Annotated in this window: 13 protein-coding genes; 11 read left to right on the forward strand and 2 right to left on the reverse strand. The window is 37.7% G+C overall.

The features are described 5' to 3' along the window. Nucleotide 1: 1 nt before the first annotated feature. The 7 genes from E7274_RS05170 to E7274_RS05200 all read left to right on the forward strand — a co-directional run bounded on the left by E7274_RS05170 (nucleotide 2) and on the right by E7274_RS05200 (nucleotide 9,547). The gene (locus E7274_RS05170; RefSeq protein ID WP_304174290.1) at nucleotides 2-1,759 is read left to right on the forward strand and encodes an ABC transporter ATP-binding protein; all 1,758 of its coding nucleotides are present in this window, start codon (nucleotides 2-4) and stop codon (nucleotides 1,757-1,759) included. Between the two features lie 7 nt (nucleotides 1,760-1,766). After that, nucleotides 1,767-2,669, forward strand: coding sequence for a phosphotransferase (locus E7274_RS05175; protein ID WP_304174292.1), 903 nt, complete (start codon nucleotides 1,767-1,769; stop codon nucleotides 2,667-2,669). Between the two features lie 47 nt (nucleotides 2,670-2,716). Then, nucleotides 2,717-4,486 (forward strand): MATE family efflux transporter, encoded by a 1,770-nt coding sequence (locus E7274_RS05180; protein WP_304174294.1) that lies wholly within the window; start codon nucleotides 2,717-2,719, stop codon nucleotides 4,484-4,486. Further along, complete coding sequence (locus E7274_RS05185; RefSeq protein WP_304174296.1) at nucleotides 4,486-5,484, forward strand: GNAT family N-acetyltransferase; 999 nt, start codon at nucleotides 4,486-4,488, stop codon at nucleotides 5,482-5,484. Before E7274_RS05180 ends, E7274_RS05185 begins: the two co-directional genes overlap by 1 nt. Then, entirely contained in the window at nucleotides 5,485-7,638 is a 2,154-nt protein-coding gene (locus E7274_RS05190; protein ID WP_304174298.1) for a SpoIIE family protein phosphatase, read from the forward strand. Between the two features lie 220 nt (nucleotides 7,639-7,858). After that, the gene (locus tag E7274_RS05195; protein ID WP_304174300.1) at nucleotides 7,859-8,428 is read left to right on the forward strand and encodes a Crp/Fnr family transcriptional regulator; all 570 of its coding nucleotides are present in this window, start codon (nucleotides 7,859-7,861) and stop codon (nucleotides 8,426-8,428) included. A 78-nt stretch (nucleotides 8,429-8,506) separates the two neighbouring features. After that, a complete protein-coding gene (locus tag E7274_RS05200; RefSeq protein ID WP_304174456.1) occupies nucleotides 8,507-9,547 on the forward strand; it encodes a S66 family peptidase in 1,041 nt (346 codons plus the stop codon). A 46-nt stretch (nucleotides 9,548-9,593) separates the two neighbouring features. On the opposite strand, the gene E7274_RS05205 is transcribed toward E7274_RS05200, so the two are convergent. After that, nucleotides 9,594-10,118: a flavin reductase gene (locus tag E7274_RS05205; RefSeq protein WP_304174302.1), complete on the reverse strand. Its 525-nt coding sequence runs from the start codon at nucleotides 10,116-10,118 to the stop codon at nucleotides 9,594-9,596. 30 nt (nucleotides 10,119-10,148) lie between these two features. After that, a complete protein-coding gene (locus E7274_RS05210; RefSeq protein ID WP_304174304.1) occupies nucleotides 10,149-12,059 on the reverse strand; it encodes an EAL domain-containing protein in 1,911 nt (636 codons plus the stop codon). Nucleotides 12,060-12,281: 222 nt separating this feature from the next. Between E7274_RS05210 and E7274_RS05215 the strand changes: the two genes are divergently transcribed. The 4 genes from E7274_RS05215 to E7274_RS05230 are packed head-to-tail and all read left to right on the forward strand — an operon-like array spanning nucleotide 12,282 to nucleotide 19,623. Beyond that, nucleotides 12,282-13,346 carry a branched-chain amino acid aminotransferase gene (locus E7274_RS05215; RefSeq protein ID WP_033153609.1) on the forward strand — a complete coding sequence of 355 codons (1,065 nt, stop codon included), beginning with the start codon at nucleotides 12,282-12,284 and terminating at the stop codon, nucleotides 13,344-13,346. Continuing rightward, nucleotides 13,325-15,961: a sensor domain-containing phosphodiesterase gene (locus E7274_RS05220; RefSeq protein WP_304174305.1), complete on the forward strand. Its 2,637-nt coding sequence runs from the start codon at nucleotides 13,325-13,327 to the stop codon at nucleotides 15,959-15,961. Before E7274_RS05215 ends, E7274_RS05220 begins: the two co-directional genes overlap by 22 nt. Before the next feature lie 15 nt (nucleotides 15,962-15,976). Beyond that, complete coding sequence (gene glyA, locus E7274_RS05225; RefSeq protein ID WP_304174307.1) at nucleotides 15,977-17,227, forward strand: serine hydroxymethyltransferase; 1,251 nt, start codon at nucleotides 15,977-15,979, stop codon at nucleotides 17,225-17,227. 38 nt (nucleotides 17,228-17,265) lie between these two features. Then, nucleotides 17,266-19,623, forward strand: coding sequence for a transporter substrate-binding domain-containing protein (locus E7274_RS05230; protein ID WP_304174310.1), 2,358 nt, complete (start codon nucleotides 17,266-17,268; stop codon nucleotides 19,621-19,623). Nucleotides 19,624-19,670 lie beyond the last annotated feature (47 nt).

Consider the following 19,670-nt stretch of genomic DNA (forward strand, 5'->3'; position numbering starts at 1 on the left):
TATGAAGAAAAAGAGAAAATCCTCAGTGCTAATAAGATTATTTGCAGATATGGGAAGGCAACGAAAGACATTATATTTTGTTGTTTTTGTTATAGCATTGTCCAAATTTTTCTTAGCAATAGCTCCAAGAATAGGGGGAAAGCTTACTGATCAAATTGTAGCCTATGCAAGACAGGGACAATATGATATCCCTCATGTTATTAGGATGTGTGTTGTTTTGGCAATATTATATCTTTTGGGAAATGGTGCTGAAATACTAATTGGAACCAAAATGATGGCTGTATCACAGAGCCTCATCAAAAACCTTAGAGATAGGGGATTTAGAAAGTTTAATAGGCTTCCTATAAGCTATATTGATTCTCATCCAACAGGCGATATTGTCTCTAGAATGACTAATGATTTGCAATCATTAACAACAGCTCTGGAAAGTACACTTAGTGTTTTAATAGGACAAATCATATTGCTTGTGGGCGTAATAATTATGATGCTTATTACAAACCCACTACTCACACTGATATATTTCATAGTGTTGCCATTAGGTTTTTTAGCATCAGGAGGAATAGTCGCAACCTGTGTAAAGCATGTGAGAAAACAAAGTAAATTTACAGGGGCATTAAGCGCAATTGCAATAGATTCCTATTCTAATTATCCGATTATAAAGGCATATCAATGTGAAGATTCAAAAATAAAAGCATTTAATGTAACAAATAGAAACTTTTACAGGCAATATGTAAAGGCTCAGTTTTTGACTGGCTTCATAATGCCGATATCTGTTATTACTAGCAATGTGGCTTATATTTTGGAATGCATTATTGGTGGTCTATTTCTTATCAGAGGCACTTTAACTTTGGGTGAGTTTCAAGCATTTTTATTATATGGAAATATGGTATTAGCTCCATTGACTGCTCTGTCTACAGCTGTAAATAGCATACAGACAGGATTAGTTGCAGCAGAACGAGTATATGAGTTTCTAGATGAGCCGGAGGAAAGTGACGAAAAAGACAAAGCAGAGATTAACTTTGATAATTTCCATGGCAATATAGAGTTTTCGAAGGTTAAGTTTGGATATTCAAAAGATAAGATTTTAATGAATGATATTTCATTTGAAACAAAAGCTGGTCAAACTATTGCCATCGTAGGGCCAACTGGTGCAGGTAAAACAACCCTTATAAATCTGCTTTTGCGATTCTATGATATAAATGATGGACAAATACTCATGGATAGCGTAAGTATCAATGATTACTCACGATATTCATTAAGAAAAGCTTATGGAATTGTTTTACAGGATAGTTGGATTTTTGAGGGGACTATTGCAGAAAATATATCCTATGGTAAACCTGATGCAACTAGAGAGGAAATAATAGAAACAGCCAAAAGAGCTTATTGTGATGAGTTTATATCACGACTTCCTAATGGATACGATACAGTGATAAGTGACGAGAAAGCTGGCTTATCATCAGGAGAAAAACAATTGCTTTCCATTGCAAGAACTATGATAGCAAATCCAAGAATATTAATTTTAGATGAAGCTACATCACAAGTTGATACTAAAACGGAGCTTGTTATTACCAACGCTATGACTGAACTCATGTCTGGACGTACGTGCTTCGTGATAGCACATAGACTGTTTACTATAAAAAACGCCGACAAAATTATATACATGGAAGATGGAGATATTAAAGAAGTGGGTAGCCATATAGATTTGATGAACATGAATGGAAAATATGCAACATTGTATAGGAGCGCGGCAGAGGTTTAGGTTTAATATGAATGATATTATTGATATTGAGAAAAAACAGATTATTGGCAAAGGTGCCCATTGTGAAGTATATAAAATCAGTGATGATAGAGTTTTAAAATTGTATCATAAAGATATACCTGAGTCTGAAATAATTAAGGAACAAAAACTTGCTAAAGCTGCAATGGAAAATGGCATTCAGACAGCGGAGGTTTATGATATATATCAGTGTGGTGATCGAAAGGGCTTGTTATTTGAATATATCCACTCTTGCACTTTGACAGAATATTTGTGTCAGCATCCAGATGAATCTGAGATATATGCAAAAAAGTTAGCAGAATTGGCAATGCAGATTCATAAAATGAAGATAGACCCATCTATATGTATGAATTATAAAGAAATAATGCATGAAAGGCTGAATGCGGTTAAAAATTATTACAGTGCGGGGGAGCTAAAAAGAATTCATAGATTGATTGATAGCATTCCCGATAAAGATACAATTATACATACAGACTTTCATCCTGGAAATGTGATGATGAAAGGGAAAGAGCTTATCTTAATAGATATGGCTGATATAAGTATTGGGCATCCCATTTTTGATATTGCAAGTACGTATATGGGGTTAGTTGTAATTCCTAGAAAATTTGAAAAACAAAAAAAGGTGCAATCAGCATCACTTGATGTAGAAGCGGCTGAAAAAATGTGGGATATTTTTATCAGAGAATACTTGCAGAACAAAGATGAAGGATTAGTTGAATTATATGAAAATTGTAGTAAAGCTATAACGGATTTACGATTTTGCGCATCAAAAAATGCAGGTAATACAGGTGGTGAACGAATTGCAAAATTAATGGCCTGGCGTGCACGATTTACCTTTTTACCAAAGATTAATAAATACTGCAGATTAATGTCGCAAATAAATGTATTCTAAATCAAGTTAAATGGGAGTTTGTATATTAAGACAAACAGGTTGGGTATATGAAAAATAGTATTGCTGATGGCAAGTATGTACAGAACACACTCATAAAGCACGAGATGGCAACAATCGTTGCCGTTCTTGGTGTGACAATTTCTACATTTGGAAATACATTGCTGGCGGGTCGATTTTTAGGAAAGTCAGCCTTGGCTGCAATGAATATCCTATCGTCTTTTACATTTCTGTATGCCATGATTGGATGCCTGGTTAGTGTAGGCGCTGCATCAAAAGCTGCGGTTGCACTTGGCAAACATGATTATGAGCTGGCAGGCAAGTATGAAAGTGTGGCTTTTGGCCTATCAATAATCATACCAACAATTATCAGCACTATTTGTTTAATCAATTTACATTGGTTCATGTCGCTACTTGGATTTGACAGTGAACTGTATTTGATGAGTGTTGATTACGGAAAAGTAGTTCTTGTTGGCGGTATCTTCAACACTCTAATGTATTTCCCTTTTAATTTTCTAAGGATAGATGGAAGGGCTAAATATTCTATGTGGATATTTAGTTTAATGGGGGTTTTGGATCTAATTCTAGTATACCTGCTCTTATCATTAGGAGTTGGCCTTATTGGTGTAGCTATTGGCAACGTTGTTTCAATGATGATAGCGGATTTTATTGGCTTGGCCGCTATCTTTTCAAAGAAAAGTAATATTCATATGGTCAAGCTCACAAAAAAAGATATTGTTCCAATTACTGGCAGTGCACTTTATGCTGGTTCGGCATCGGGCTTAAATAATCTTTGTAAGGTGTTTAGAACTATATGGTTGAATGGATTGGTGCTTAAGTTCTTAGGTACAGATGGAGTCAGTGTGCTGGCAATAGGTTGTGCCATTATAAACTTTGCATCTGCAGCAGTAACTGGATTTGGAATGGCAATGTATCCGCTAGTAGGAATCCTTTATGGAGAACATGATTCTGATGGGCAGAAGAAGGTAATGAATGGTTCCTTGAAAAACTCTTCAGTGGTAATGATTTCTCTTGGAATAGTTCTTTGCATCTTTGCAGAAAATGTGGCAAGGGCATTTGGTATCAATGAACCTGAACTGGTTGGACAGGCTGCATTAATGATTAGACTTGTAGCTATCAGCCTTATTCCTGCTACCTATATGAATGAATATATCTATTATTACACCGCCATAGGTGAAAACGTGGCGGCTATGACATTCACAGTACTTCATAGTTTTGTTTTAGTAGTGCTTATGATTTCAGCACATTTGAGAATCGATGCAAGTACATGGTATGGGGTAGAGTTTATATTAGTTGAATTTGTAGACTTCGTAGTTTTGTGGGGCTATAGCAAATATAAAAGACTTAAAGATCATAATTTAAAAACAATACTTCTTATTCCAAAGCGAAGTGATGAGATATTTTTCAGCGCAGTGTCATCAGGTACATATGAAGATAACATGGCACTGGTGGAGCAGGTAGAGGAATTTTGCCGAGTTAACAAAGTCAGCTTCAGAGGTATTCGAATACCTATGGTTGTGGAAGAAATATCCATATTAATGGCTAATCACTGCTTTAAAGATGAATATACAGGTATCGATGTAAAGGTATCAGTTTTGCGTAATACAATTATTGTTAGAACGAGGTGTGGTGGTGAGATGTTTAATCCTGTTACCTGGTTTGCCAATGAAGAAGAGACAGATTCTGATTCCGAAGAATTGTTTGGAATGAGAATGGTAGACAAAATGGCAAATGATATACGCTATACCCAGTTATTTGACCTAAATAATGTAATTGTTACAATGGAGGGCCATAGTTGATGGAAATCAGCCCGATGATTGTTGATGAAAAATATATACTTCGTCCGGCAGAGGAAAATGATATTCCTAGCATCATTTCCTGCATAAGGGAAGAGTATGGGGATTGCTATTATCGCAGAGCCTTTTATAGCGAAGAATACCTGCGGAAAACAATGCCCCAGCTGAATCTTTTCGTGGCCATGGATGGGGACAACTTGTGTGGATTTCAATCTATGATAAGTCACATGCCAGAGGATGAATATGTGGAAGGGGCATCACAAATCTTCTTCAAGGAGTATAGAGGATTTGGATTGTCCAGAAAGCTAGTAGATTATACTTACGATCTTGCTAGAAAAGAAAACTTTTATAGCATATATGCAACGGCTGTTACCTTTCACAAGATTACCCAATCTATGTGTGAAAAGGAGGGAATGATACCAATTGGGTTTAATTTTGGAAGCTATATTACCTCCAAAATGCATAACAGCTTTCATCTGGGGACTAATAAAAAATATGTCCAGGCTATTTTGCTATTACCGTTGATAAAGCCAGATAATAAAAGTGTTTATATTGCTGAGAATACAAAGGAACTGGCTGAGTATATTTATAGCAAGCTTGGTATTGAATATAAGATTTTGACGGATAAATCGGAGCCAGAAATAAAGCAATCAGATATAGAAACCAAGGTTAATGCTAGAGAACAGTTAGTGCATATAAGAGTGCATACCATCGGTCAGGATTTTAAAGATAAAATTGTTGAAATTAAAGATAAATACAGTGGAGAATTGTGGACAATTCAATTAATTCTACCTATTGAGGGGCCAGAAAGCGTATGGGCTCAAGAGGTGCTAAAAAATGAGGGATTCTTTGTATCGGGAATGCGTCCACTTTGTAATAAAAAAGAGCAGATGTTTATGCAATACATAGGGGATGTTAGTTTCGAGGTAAATCAATTGGAATTGACAGATAATGCAAATTTATTGATTCATAAGATTTTAAGTCTTAAGGAAGAGGATTAAATGAAAGAAAAAAAGAAGAAATCATTAAGGGGAAAAATTATAACAGCAATGATATTGCTGATTCTAATGATTATGCTTGTAGTTGGTATCAATATTGTGGTCAGAATGAGCATGATGGTGAAAACTGTCCATAGTGGAAATGCAGCTCTCGGCGAGAAAGTTAATAGCATTACATCTGAAACTATGGAAAATGAGATAACTACGCATATGCAGGATATTGCTACTGGGCAGGCCAATACAGCCGATGCTGAGTTTGCTCAGTTTAAAGAGACTGTAGAAATGCTTGCATCAGATGCAGAGTATCTTTACGCAAATTCTGACAAGTATGGTCGATATATGGTGAGTCCTCCGGACCCTGCAAACGATGGAGAATTATCACTTCATATGACCTATAGTGCAAATACAAATATTAATGATCCAGCAATCATTGATGAGGCAGGTCTTTTGGGAAATGCAAGGCAGACTCTTTTAGACAGTCATGCAGGAAATCCAGCTATGGCAGCTTGCTATTATGCAACAGAATCTGGCTTGTTTATCGAGGCAGATTATAGTTCGGCAGCAAAATGCGATGAGAATGGAAATCCATTGAATTATGAAGCTGCTGAAAGACCTTGGTATATAGGAACAAAAGAAGCAAAGGAAACATATTTTACAAATATCGTAAGAGAATCTACTGGAAAACGAGTTGGAATGATGTGCGGCTCACCTATCTATTACAATGATCAGTTTATGGGCGTGGCTTGTTCAGGTATGTATCTGGATGATTTGGATGAGATGGTTTCATCAACAGAAATTGGTGAAAACGGTATTGCTGCAATCATCAATAATGAAGGAAAGCTACTATTTTCTTCTGATAAAACTGGTGTTTTTTCTGTAACAGATGAAAACGCAAATACAGATATGAGAGGAGATACCAATCCTGGATTTGCAGGAATGGTTAGTGAAGCTGTAGCTGGAAATACAGGTGTTAGAAACTTCACTTTGAATGATACAAAGTATTATGCAGCTTTCGCACCAATGGAAACAGTAGGATGGACATTTATTGTAATGCTTCCAGAAAGCGAAGTATTTAGCACAACAAATGCTCTTTTGGAGGAAGTTGATAAAGAAAACTCTAATCTGGACAAAACGATAACCACATATATAGCAAGAATGCTTAATACTGTGGTAATAATGGGCATTATTGCTGTCATATTGGCAGCAATTGCTGCACGTAAAATGGCAACAAGCATTGTTAGACCTATAAATAAATTAACAAACAAGGTACTTGCAATTCATGGTGACAATCTTGACTTTTCTTGGGATGAGAAGACTGATGATGAAACCCAGGATTTGGCAGAAAGCTTTGAAAGCATGACAAAGCGCATGAAGGAATATATTCAGGAAGTTACCCAGATTACTGCTGAAAAGGAAAGAATAGGTGCTGAGCTTAGCATTGCTACAAAAATTCAGGAAGCAATGCTTCCAAATGTTTTTCCACCATTTCCAGATAGAAAGGAGTTTGATATCTATGCAACTATGACTCCAGCAAAGGAAGTTGGTGGAGATTTCTTCGATTTCTTCTTTATGGATAAGGAACATTTAGTAGTGGTAATTGCAGATGTATCAGATAAAGGTATACCAGCTGCAATGTTTATGATGCTTACTAAGACAATGATTCAAAATAGAGCTTTGATGGGTGGAACACCATCTGAAATCCTCGAGTTCGTAAATAATCAGGTATGTGCAAGAAATGAGGCTTATATGTTTGTAACTGTATGGCTTGCAATACTTGATGTCACAACAGGTGATGTTATTGCAACAAATGCAGGACATGAGTATCCAGCAATAAAAAAAGCTGGCGGAAAATATGAGTATTTGAAGGATGAGCACGGTCTTCCTATTGGTGCAATGGAGGGCGTTAAATACAAAAACTACGAATTCAAAATGGAGCCTGGAGATTCATTCTTCGTATATACGGATGGCGTTACAGAGGCAATAAATGAAAAAGAAGAATTCTGGGGAATGGATAATGCTCTTAGCGCACTCAACAAGAATGATTATGACACACCGCAGGAAACTCTGGCTGGAATGAAGGTTGAGTTGACAGAATACATGGGTGATGCAATGCAATTCGATGATATTACACAGCTTTGCTTATTTTACAAAGGGTGACTAGTTGGAAAAACAGAGGACGATTTGATATTGATATATATATAATTCATGTAAAAGGGGTTTGGGAATGAAAAATTTAGTATTACGCGTGCTGACAGGATTTGTTATAGCTTTTTCATTGGCACTTTGTGTTGTGGCTTTTGAAGTCTTCGCATGGTAACAGTAGACTATCTTAGGCTATTAATGGGAGAGCCTATGCTATATCATAGAGGGGGTACACATGGCAAATATTTTTGATGGTAAAAGTATATTGAATAGAAATAAGATCTACGAGATACCCGAAGGTACAATGATTCTTAAAGAGGGAGAGATTAATCTGGATATGTATAAAATTCTTTCAGGCCATGTAGAAATGTACACAGGTTATGGAACCGACAATGAGATTCTGATAGGTATAATTGGGGCAGGTACCTGTTTTGGGGAGTTTGGAATACTTACAGGAAAGCCAGCAATTTATACAATTATTGCTTACTCAAAAGTAAAACTGCTTAGAGTTACAGAGGGTTTGATGGGACAGTTTATTCAGGAGAATCGCGATGATATCTTAAAGATAATGAAAAACATGGCCACTAATATGATGCGAATGCAACATCAGATAAATCAATTGAGTGAGGAATTGATGCTTAAAAATCAGGAGGAGACTAAGCAGCAAGAAATATTAGATGACAATATGTCTGAGACAGAGTATTTTGAACAGCTGCATAAACGTCAAAGAGATGAATTGAGAAAATATGCTTTGTATCAGTCTGAAAAAACGGATGACGATATGCCTAGAATGAGGTTTTTATAAAAGATTGTTTATAGTATGGAACTAATCGGCCTCTTGTAGGAGTTGTTATTGAATAAAACTAGAATGGAGAATTATGAGATGAAATACCCTAAGTTTCTTGGAGCAAATGGCACAATCGGGCTTGTTGCACCATCCTTTGGATGTACATTTGAGCCATACAAAAGCTGTATGGATGCAGCTATAGAAAGATTTAAAGGCATGGGCTACTCCATAGTTGAAGGGCCTAACTGCCGAAAGGATGATGGTATAGGAATCAGCTCCACACCTCTTAACTGTGGAACCGAGCTTACAGAGTATTATTGTTCATCAGACAACGATATGCTTATTAGTTGCGGCGGTGGAGAGTTGATGTGTGAGACTTTGGATTATGTTGATTTCGATGCAGTTAAAAATGCTGCTCCAAAGTGGTACATGGGATACTCAGACAATACTAATTTCACTTTCCTACTTAATACTATTTGCGACGTGGCTTCTATCTATGGACCAAGCATAGGAGCTTTTGGCGCAGAGTACCTTCACCAGGCTTTGCTTGATTCAATCAAAGCATTCACTGGTGAGCTTGATAAAGTGTCTGGATACGACATGTTTGAACTGGAGTCTTTGAAGGACGAGGAACATCCTTTAGTTTCATATAATCTTACAGAGAAAAAGGAGTTAAAGCTTTTCAGTGGTGAGGCAGCAGTAAATCGATTACCACAGTTTACAGGCAGAATTACAGGAGGCTGTTTGGACTGTCTTGCAAATCTGGTCGGTACTAAATACGACAAGGTGGCTGAGTTCAACAGGCGATACAGCGATGAAGGTGTGATTTGGTTCTTAGAGGCCTGTGACTTAAATGTTATGTCTATTCGTCGTGCTCTTTGGAATTTGGACAGGGCAGGATGGTTTGAAAATACCAAAGGATTCATAATAGGTCGTCCACTTGCTGCATGGAAAGAGGAAATGATGGGACTTGATCAGTATAATGCAGTCACTGGAATTCTTGGAAAGTACAATGTTCCTATAGTAATGGATGCTGATGTAGGACATATTGCACCAGCAATGCCAATCATATCAGGTGCTATGGCTACAGTTGGTACAGACATGGGAAATATAACAATCGAATATAATTTAAAATAGTTCTTAAAAAGAATAATGCTGACCAGGATTCTGGCCAGCATTATTTTTATCTTGCGCGAATATCTAATATTTCGCCAATATACATGGTGTGAAAATCGTCCAAGTGACGTTCCGTATACTGTTTGTTTAGAATAGCCTCATCCAGTACTGTGTTTTCGGTCATTGGCACAGCAGCAATCTTTCGACACAGAATAATAAAGTTTGCATCATCAATATAAGGAACCTTCATAGCGTGTTCAATATCTACGTGGCATAGGCGAAGCTTATCCTCATTGCGGCCGCTAAGCTGATCAAGTACCTTCATTAGTTGCACGTTGTTTTTGTCGTTCATATCGAAGAAACATGCTGAAAAATACTCAGATTTATCAAGTAGTTCTTTTGTGTACCTTGTGTTGCGAAGAAATGCGTAGACTACATGTTTTCCCCAGATATGACCTACGCCTCCGTTGTGGGACGAGGTGGCATTGGCTTTTCCGTCTGCCTCTGCAACGATTGCAATACCATCGTCGGCAAGCTTTTGAATTGGATTCCATTCCAACATATTAATTGGATAAGGTTGAAAAGTATGCATATGATTCTCCTTCTCTATAATATTTGATGGCTATTTAAGGTTATTGCTTTGAAGAAACTTTAAAAACTCATGCTCAGGCAATGGCTTTGTGAAATAGTATCCCTGAATGTAATCAACCCCCAGAGTTTTCATAGTTTCCAGTGCTTCTTCGGTCTCAATTCCCTCTGCAATTATCTTAATATCCATTGAATGAGCCATATCTATAACAGTTTTAACGATAGCCTGAGCCTTTGTATTCTTAAAATATTCATCAGTCAGATGCTTATCTAATTTTACAATGCTTACAGGCATATCAATTATGTAATTAAGGTTTGATGTTCCAGCACCAAAATCATCTAATGAAAATGATATTCCCTTTTCTCCCAGTTTCTTCATATTGCTAAGAATACTTTCCTTACTAATTAAAGAACTGGTTTCTGTGATTTCCATATTAATAAGTAGTGGTGAAATTGCATAATGCTCTAATAGCTCTGTAAATCTGGATACAAATACAGGACTTTCACCCTGCTTTACAGAAAGGTTAAGCTCGATTTTTTCAATGCCCAGTTTTTCTATCCTGTATGATTTCATAAAGGATAGAACCTTTTTATATATGCTGTCCGATAGAGGGATGATTCTTCCGGTTTCTTCCATGACTGGTATGAAATCATTTGGATAAACCAAAGTGCCATCCTTGAGCTTGATTCGCACAAGTGCTTCTGCACCTGTGAATAATCCAGTCGAAACATTGTAGATTGGTTGATAATGCATTTCGATTCGGTCTTCTTCCATTGCAGATATAACCATTTTTTCAACTAACTTGTGATTTCTTAGTTCTGCCATGGTCTCTGTATTAACAACAATTTCACTTTTGTTAAGCAAATCATGACTGCTTGGAATGAAGTTAGTGAGAAGCATTTGAAGCTCGTCTGCATCCTCTGCTACGTTACAATTAGGAATTACAGTATAGAAAGGATGTAGGAGAGTAATTGCATCAGCAACATCTGGATTGTCTTCTATAGATTGAAAATATGTGGCAATTTTAAACTTGGTGCTTTCCATAAAATCGGTATTATCAAATACTAAAAGAAAGTAGCCTTCAGCAGTATCAAATACTTTTGCTGTATCAATGCTAAATAGAAACTCGGAAAGCTTTTCTATTGTCTGTCTAAGTAGTTTGTTTTCATTAACAGCATCTCCAACGGTTTTGAAGGAAATCATCATCAACGAAAAACTTTTTTTGTTCTGATATAGAAAATCAAAATAGTCATGTATAACAGCGGAACTGAAGTGACCGGTTTTTCTGGAGATAGCTCCCTGCGGATTTTCCAACTCAAAATACATTATTAAAGCACCAATACATGCAGCGAAACTAACAATCAGATATTGAGGTCTTATAAACTGAATGATTGCAGCCAAGCTCCATATCACCATCCATATAAGAAGGGCATGAATCTTTTGGCGCTTGATGTGATGTCGTAAAAGGAAAGCGGAAATGGCGACACTTAAAATATAAATCGATGCTAATATGTAGGTCAGTATGGCAGCTGGGCCATAGGAATATAGCTTGATTCCGTCGTAATAAAAATTGAGAGGCAAATACAGAGTTAATAAAACTCCACCAACAAAGCAAAACTTGATGAATCTATCCAAAATAATTTCTGCCTGGCTTCCTTTTGTTTCTACTATATCTGAAACGGTATATTTAAAGGCGAAGAAGGAAACGACTTGCAGTGATTGCAGATAGAATTTTCCTACTAGTGTGATAATCATTGGATTGTATCTATATCCATAAACGATGAAATAACAAGAAGCTATATCCAGGATGACACAGGCCAAGATAGCATATAAGGTTTCGATAAAACGGCGTTCTGAAACAAGCCCCATAGTTGGTTGACGTTTATAAAAAAACAGGAGCATGGATACAATAATTAGGCCGCATACTTGAGTGTATATATTCATAAAATCATTCCTATGTGTAGTATTTAAACTGATTATAGCATTCATTTTACGTGGAATTGCCTAAAACTCAGAAAGTTCAAAGAATGTTCAAAAAGTGACAAAAAACAATCGAAAAAATTTAATAATTTAGTGCGTTAAAGTGTTGACTCATACTAGATGAAAGGGGTAAAATTTCTATTAATATTTAATAAGATCAAAGCATAGATTTCATGGAGGCGGAAAATGGAAATCAGATTTGAAAAGCGTGAACAATTAAAAGAAAAACCAGACTGGAACAACCTTGGATTTGGAAAGTATATGACAGACTACATGTTCGTCTGTGATTGGGATAGAGAGATAGGTTGGCACGATGCCAGAATTGTCCCAGAGGGACCAATTGAATTAGATCCAGCATGTATGACTCTCCATTATGCTCAGGAGACATTTGAAGGTATGAAGGCATATCGTCGTGAGGATGGAAAAATCCAGCTTTTCAGACCTGAAATGAATGCAAAGAGAATGATTAATTCTAATGAAAGACTTTGCATGCCAGCATTCCCAGTTGAGGACTTTGTTGCAGCTGTTAAGGCTCTTGTTAAGACAGAGCAGGATTGGGTTCCATCTCAGAAGGATACATCACTTTACATTAGACCATTTATGTTCGCTACAGAGGCTGCTCTTGGTGTTCATATGGCAAAATCATACAAATTTATGATTCTTTGTTGTCCAGTTGGCGCATATTATGCGACAGGACTTGACCCAGTAAAGATTTTAGTAGAAAATGAATTAGTACGAGCAGTTGCAGGCGGTACTGGCTTTACAAAATGTGGTGGAAATTATGCGGGTTCTATCGCAGGTCAGGTAAAGGCAGAGAAGCTTGGCTATTCTCAGGTTCTTTGGCTGGATGGTAACGAGCGTAAGTACGTTGAGGAAGTTGGTACAATGAACATCATGTTCAAGATTGATGGAGAGATTTGGACAGCTCCAACAGTTGGTACTGTACTCCCAGGTGTTACTAGAGATTCTATGATCCATTTATTAAGAGATTGGGGATATAATGTTAGAGAGGAACGCCTCGCAATTGATGATCTTATGAAGGCTGGTCACGATGGCAAGCTTGAGGAGGTCTTTGGTACAGGAACAGCAGCAGTTATTTCTCCAGTAGGTGAGCTCCGTTTTAAGGATGATGTTGTTGTAATAAATGGAGGTAAAACCGGAGAGCTTACGCAAAAGCTTTATGATACTCTTACAGGTATCCAGTGGGGTAGGCTTGAGGACAAATATGGATGGACAACTCTAGTAGATTAAATTTTGAATTGGAAATCAATAATGATGATATGCAGTCAATCCAGGATGCATTCTGCAAATCTAATGATATGTATATCATGTGTATTGGGAAAAACTTAGGACAAATTACATCCTTCTCAGGTTCAAAGCCTGAGGAGGATTTTGTTGACTCCAATTTTTCTTCTGAACTTAGAAGAGAAATTGTTGATTCTTTCGTGGATGGTTCCGCGGAAAACATCGTGGAAAGATATGGTACAAATGATTATCTCATGTACAGGGGCGTAGCTATCAGAGGTTCCGAAGGAGAGCTTATGGGGGCATGGCTTTGCTTTGGCGTTGATAGAACACAAGTCCCTATCGAAGTCAGATTGGATTCCTCGATTCGTCTTACTACAAAGGATTCCTTCGACAAATCAATTTCACTAATTGAAACTCTTACAAAGTATTATTTCGCAGAAAAATTCAAATCACATCTTTTGCGTCAAAAATTGATGCAAGAAAAAGATGTTGAGAATGAAATTACATATAAGCTAAAGAAAAATGAAATCATGACAGATATCCTTCGTTTGATGGAGTCAGAGAATTCATTTTCAAAGATATCCGAGGATATTCTCAAGGAATCAGGCAGATATTTAGACTGTACACACACAGCTTTGCTTCAGATTGATTCCAGCGGAGTGGGTGTGGATATGATTTCTGAGTGGTGTGCAGATGGCAGCAAAGCGCTGATTTCTCACTTTCAGGAGGTTCCTTTGGTGGAACTGCCATTTATGAATGGAAAGCCATACACCATTTCATCGGATGCTTCACTTCCTGAAGCCTTCGAGATTTTCTTCATTAAATACGGAATTAAGGCAGCTATTTTCTTACCTATCAATGTTAATGATTCAGCTGCAATGTATTTATGTTTCTTCTCTATTGGAGAGGAGAGAAAGTGGAGTGTGGATGATTTGCGTTTTGCAAACGATATAAAACGCATCATTCATACTGTTTTAGTTAAAAAGATTACTACCAATTCCCTGGCTAGTTCTTACAATGCTCTTGAGGCAATTCTACAGAATGCTGGCTATGGAGTTGTTGTTGCAGATTTGGCTCAAAACCAAATCCTTTATACAAACGATACCTTCAAAATCATGTTTGAAAATGAAGTTGACAGGTTGGCAATCGAAGAAATAATTTTCGATGAGAGATATACTCTTCCAGAGCTAAATGGCTATTCAGCCAATGGGTCAGGAAAGTGGTTCGATATTTCAATGGATACTCTTAAGTGGGTGGACGGAAGAGATGTTAGAATGATTACTTTCTACGACATCACAGATCTTCGTATCTACCAAAAGAAGGTTGAGAAACAGGCCCAGGAGGATATCCTGACAGGCCTCTATAACAGACAGGCTTGCGAAAAGGACATTTCCTTAGAGTTCCATGTGGCTAAAAAGCTTGATACGAAGTTTGCAGTACTTATGATTGACTTGGATGATTTTGCCAGCGTCAACGAAGGACTGGGCTACAAAATCGGTGACGACTTGCTTGAGTATGTTGCTCATAGCATTAACGATATTTCTTATATCCACGGTAAATGTTACCGTGTAGGTGGCGATGAATTTGCGGTCCTGGTTGATCATGAAAACTATGATAATCTTGATTTAATTATCAAGAGAATTATGAATCTTTTTGATAATCCATGGAGACTTAATGATCAGGATTACTATTGCACAATGAGCATGGGGTGTGTTAAAGCACCTGCTGATTTAGAGGATTCTGTAGATATTTTAACAAGACTTAATATCGCAGTTCATGGTGCTAAAAACAAAGGTAAAAACCGATTTGAGTACTATAGTCCAAAATCAGAAGCAGTTATGGCAGAAAAGGTCAAGATGGACCAGGCCATGAGAAAGGCTGTAGAGGATGATTGCAAAGAATTCGAGGTTTATTTCCAGCCTATCATGGAATTTATCAATGGCCTGCCACAGTGTTGCGGTTCCGAAGCGCTAGTTAGATGGAATTCATCTGAATATGGCATGCTTATGCCAGACAGATTTATCAGTCAGGCAGAGCAGATGAGGCTTATCAATGCTATTGGAGATCATGTCCTTTTGGAGGCTGCAAAGGCATGTAAGCATTGGAACGATTTTGGTCATCCTGAATACAAGGTCAATGTCAACCTGTCAGTAGTTCAGTTGACTCAAAATGATTTCATTGAAAAACTGAAAAACGTACTGGAAGTTACATCAATTAATCCTAGAAACTTGACTCTAGAAGTAACAGAGTCTTTAGCTATAAATGATATGGAATGGATGGTAAAGATACTAAAGGCCATTCGAGAATTGGGATGCAGAGTTGCGCTGGATGATTTCGGCACAGGTTATTCTTCCCTCAATCATATTAGGAGTATGCCTATCGATACTATCAAAATCGATAAAGCATTTGTCTCAGAAATGGATTCAGATCATTTCTCAGAAGCATTTGTAAAGACTATCTCCGAGCTTGCTGATTCCCTTGACGTAGATGTATGCGTTGAAGGAGTTGAAATAGACAAGCAGATAGATATGATTGGCAAGTTTTCCGTTAATTTAGCTCAAGGCTTCTTTTTCGACAAACCACTATCTAGAGGAGAGTTTGAAAAGAAATATTTATAAAAGAAAGGGATTATAATGTACACACTACAGGACATCAAAAACACAGATCCAGAAGTAGCAGAGGCAATTGTTAAGGAGTTCAATCGCCAGTCAGAACACATCGAGCTTATCGCTTCAGAAAACTGGGTATCACCAGCAGTAATGTCAGCAATGGGCTCAGTACTTACAAACAAGTACGCTGAGGGGTATCCAGGAAAGCGCTATTATGGTGGTTGCTCAGAAGTTGATGTAATCGAGGAGCTTGCTCGTGAACGTGCAAAAGAGCTTTTTGGTTGCGAATATGTCAACGTTCAGCCTCATTCTGGTGCGCAGGCCAACATGGCAGTGCAGTTTGCAGTGCTTAAGCCAGGGGACACAGTTATGGGTATGAATTTGGATCACGGCGGACACCTTACACACGGTTCACCTGCCAACTTCTCTGGTACTTATTTCAACATTGTTCCTTATGGAGTAAACGATGATGGTTTCATCGATTACGATGAAGTAGAGCGTATAGCACTTGAGTGCAAGCCTAAGATGATTATTGCAGGAGCTTCTGCATATTGTCGTAAGATTGACTTCAAGCGCTTCAGAGAAATCTGTGACAAAGTTGATGCAGTTCTGTTTGTGGACATGGCTCACATTGCTGGTCTTGTAGCAGCAGGCGTCCATGAGAGCCCAATCCCATATGCAGATATAGTTACCACCACTACACACAAGACTCTTCGCGGTCCTAGAGGTGGTATGATTATGGCAACAGCCGAAGCTAATGAAAAGTACAATTTCAATAAGGCTGTATTCCCAGGAATCCAGGGTGGCCCACTTATGCATGTTATTGCAGGTAAGGCTGTATGCTTCAAGGAAGCTTTAGACCCTTCATTCAAGGAATATGGTAAGCAGATTGTAAAGAATGCTCAGGCACTATGCAAAGGACTTCAGGACAGAGGCATTAAAATTGTTTCTGGTGGTACCGACAATCACTTGATGCTCATCGACTTAACTCCATTTGAGCTTACAGGCAAGGTTGTTGAGAAGCTTCTTGATGATGCGCATATCACAGCAAATAAAAACACAATTCCTAACGATCCAAAGTCGCCATTCGTAACATCTGGTATTCGTCTTGGTACACCAGCTGCTACAACACGTGGACTTAAGGAGGATGATTTCGACAAGGTTGCTGAGGCAATTGCAGTTGTTATCAAGGAGCAGGAAGCTGGCGTAGAAAAAGCTCGCAAAATTATAAAAGAAATTACAGATAAATATCCACTTACTGGCGAAATGTGTTAAAGTAAAAGAAATAATTAATAATTTAGGGGAATCGATTTATGAGGAGAGTTTCTTTTATAGGAAACCATTTGAAGAATTTGACATATCTAGTAATTATGGGCCTTGTTATATCCTTATTGCAAGGCCCTCTTTTTGTGTCTGCTTCAAATGTTCAACCTAAGACAGTTAAAATTGGCTACTATGAGAATGAAATATTCCAGGAAGGAGCCTCCGAAGATGCTATAAAATCAGGCTATGCCTATGAATACTATATGAAGCTTTCTGAGTACACAGGATGGCGTTATGAGTATGTGTATGGCAGCTTTAATGAGCTTTATCAGATGTTACTGGATGGCGATATCGATATGCTTGCCGGCCTTGCTTATAAGGAAGAAAGAGCGGATTTGATTGGCTATCCGGATATGGCAATGGGTACCGAATCCTACAACCTGGTTAAATACGAAAGTAATCATGAAATAACTAGTGATGTGGAGACGTTAGCGGGACATTCTATTGGTGTGCTTGATAGTGCCATGGCAGATGCATTAGATGAATATCTTGATAAATATAATGTAGATGCCGATGTGGTACGTTATGAATATACTGACGAGCTCACAGAAGATTTTGAAGCAGGAGTAGTAGATGTTCTTGCTGTTGAAGGTGAAGGTACAAATAAGAGAAGTGGTTACGAGGTTCTTTTGACCTTCGGAATGACTGATTATTATATTTGTGTCAGCAACAGCAGAGGTGACCTTCTAAAAGAATTAAATGATGCACAGACTGATTTATTTAATGACGAGCCATATTATACAAGCTCACTTAGTTCAAAGTATCATGGCTCCAGCGTATCGGCGCAGGCATTGTCATCAGTTGAAAGAGCCTGGCTGGAAAATAATGATTCGTTGACGGTTGGCTATTTAAACAATTATCTTCCATACAGTTCTACAGATGTGTATGGAAATGTAACAGGTGTTATCAGAGAACTGATGCCTGCCATTTTCAATGCTATTGATGTGAACAATATCAGCGTGTCCTATGTGGGATATGATACATACGAAGATATGATGACTGCCATCAATAACGAAGAAATTGATGTTGCCTTTCCAGTAGGTGGTGGTATATATCACTCTGAGCAAAATGGTATTTACCAGACAGAGCCAATAGTATCTATCAGTACTGAGTTGGTATTCGATAATGTTGTGGTTAATCCTAGCGCTGCTACATTTGCTGTAAATAGCAGTAATAGCATGCGGTACTATTACATAAAGACATATTATCCAGAGGCAGAGATAGTTTATTACGACAATATCGAACAGTGTTTGGAAGCTGTTATGAAGCATGAAGTTGATTGTACTACTCTCAATGGTTTGCGTGCTGGTGAGATTCTTAAGAATTACAAGTACAACCGATTATCCGTTAGACAGCTTTCTGAGAAGGATGGCAGATGCCTTGGCGTATTAATTGGTAATGATGGTTTGCTACGTCTTTTAAACCGAGGTATTAATATTCTTACAGAAGATTATTCTGAAAGTATTGCTTATAAATACACAAATGATTTATACAACTATTCATTTATCGACTGGCTGGATGACTATCTTGTGGGCGTTTTAGTAATTATTGTCTTGATTGTTGTAGTTTCAGTAATCATCCTTCATATTAGAACCATTCGAAAGAATAGAGTTATACTTGCTCTTCGCAATTCCAATAAAAATCAATTGGTTCTTATTGAAAATATTGCAAGAAATATTAAGGAGCCAATTACTGAAATTCATAATCTTTCAAGTACAGCTAGTCAGGTGATGGACGATGAAAAATTAGTAAGTGATAGCTTGAAAAAGATTGCGGATGACAGCGAAGGCATCCAGACTACTGCCGACAAAATTATCGATGCAAGTATTCTTGATAAGGGCAAGCTGATTCTTAATAAAGGAAAGGTTAATGTGGCGGCCTTTGCAAAAAATATTGAAGGTTATATACAGCCACGGGCTGATGCTAAGGGTATTAATTATTCTGTTAAGACAAAAAAGATTAAGACCAAGGATATTATGGTAGATAGAGAACGATTAATGCAGGCAATTATGGCGGTTATCGACAATTCTCTAAAGTTTACAGGTGCAGGTGGTACCATAAAGGTAACAGTGGAAGAACAGCCTTGCAGCAACATGAGTATGGCAAGGATGGTATTCACAATCAAAGATGACGGTATTGGCATGAGCGATGAGTTTAAAGACATTGCCTTTGATGCTTTCACTAAAGAGGAAAATGCTTTGGATGCGAATCTGACAGGCGTCGGCCTGGGACTTACCATTACGAAAAAGCTTGTGGAGCTTATGGGCGGTTATATCACTCTTATGTCGAAAAAGAATCTAGGAACAGAGGTAACAATCACCTTGGATTGCAAAATAAGCTACAATTAACGGATAGAGACTGGTTTAGACCGGTCTCTATTTTTGTTGCCTAAATG

Source organism: Pseudobutyrivibrio ruminis (assembly GCF_015057245.1).
GTDB classification, from domain to species: domain Bacteria; phylum Bacillota; class Clostridia; order Lachnospirales; family Lachnospiraceae; genus Pseudobutyrivibrio; species Pseudobutyrivibrio ruminis_E.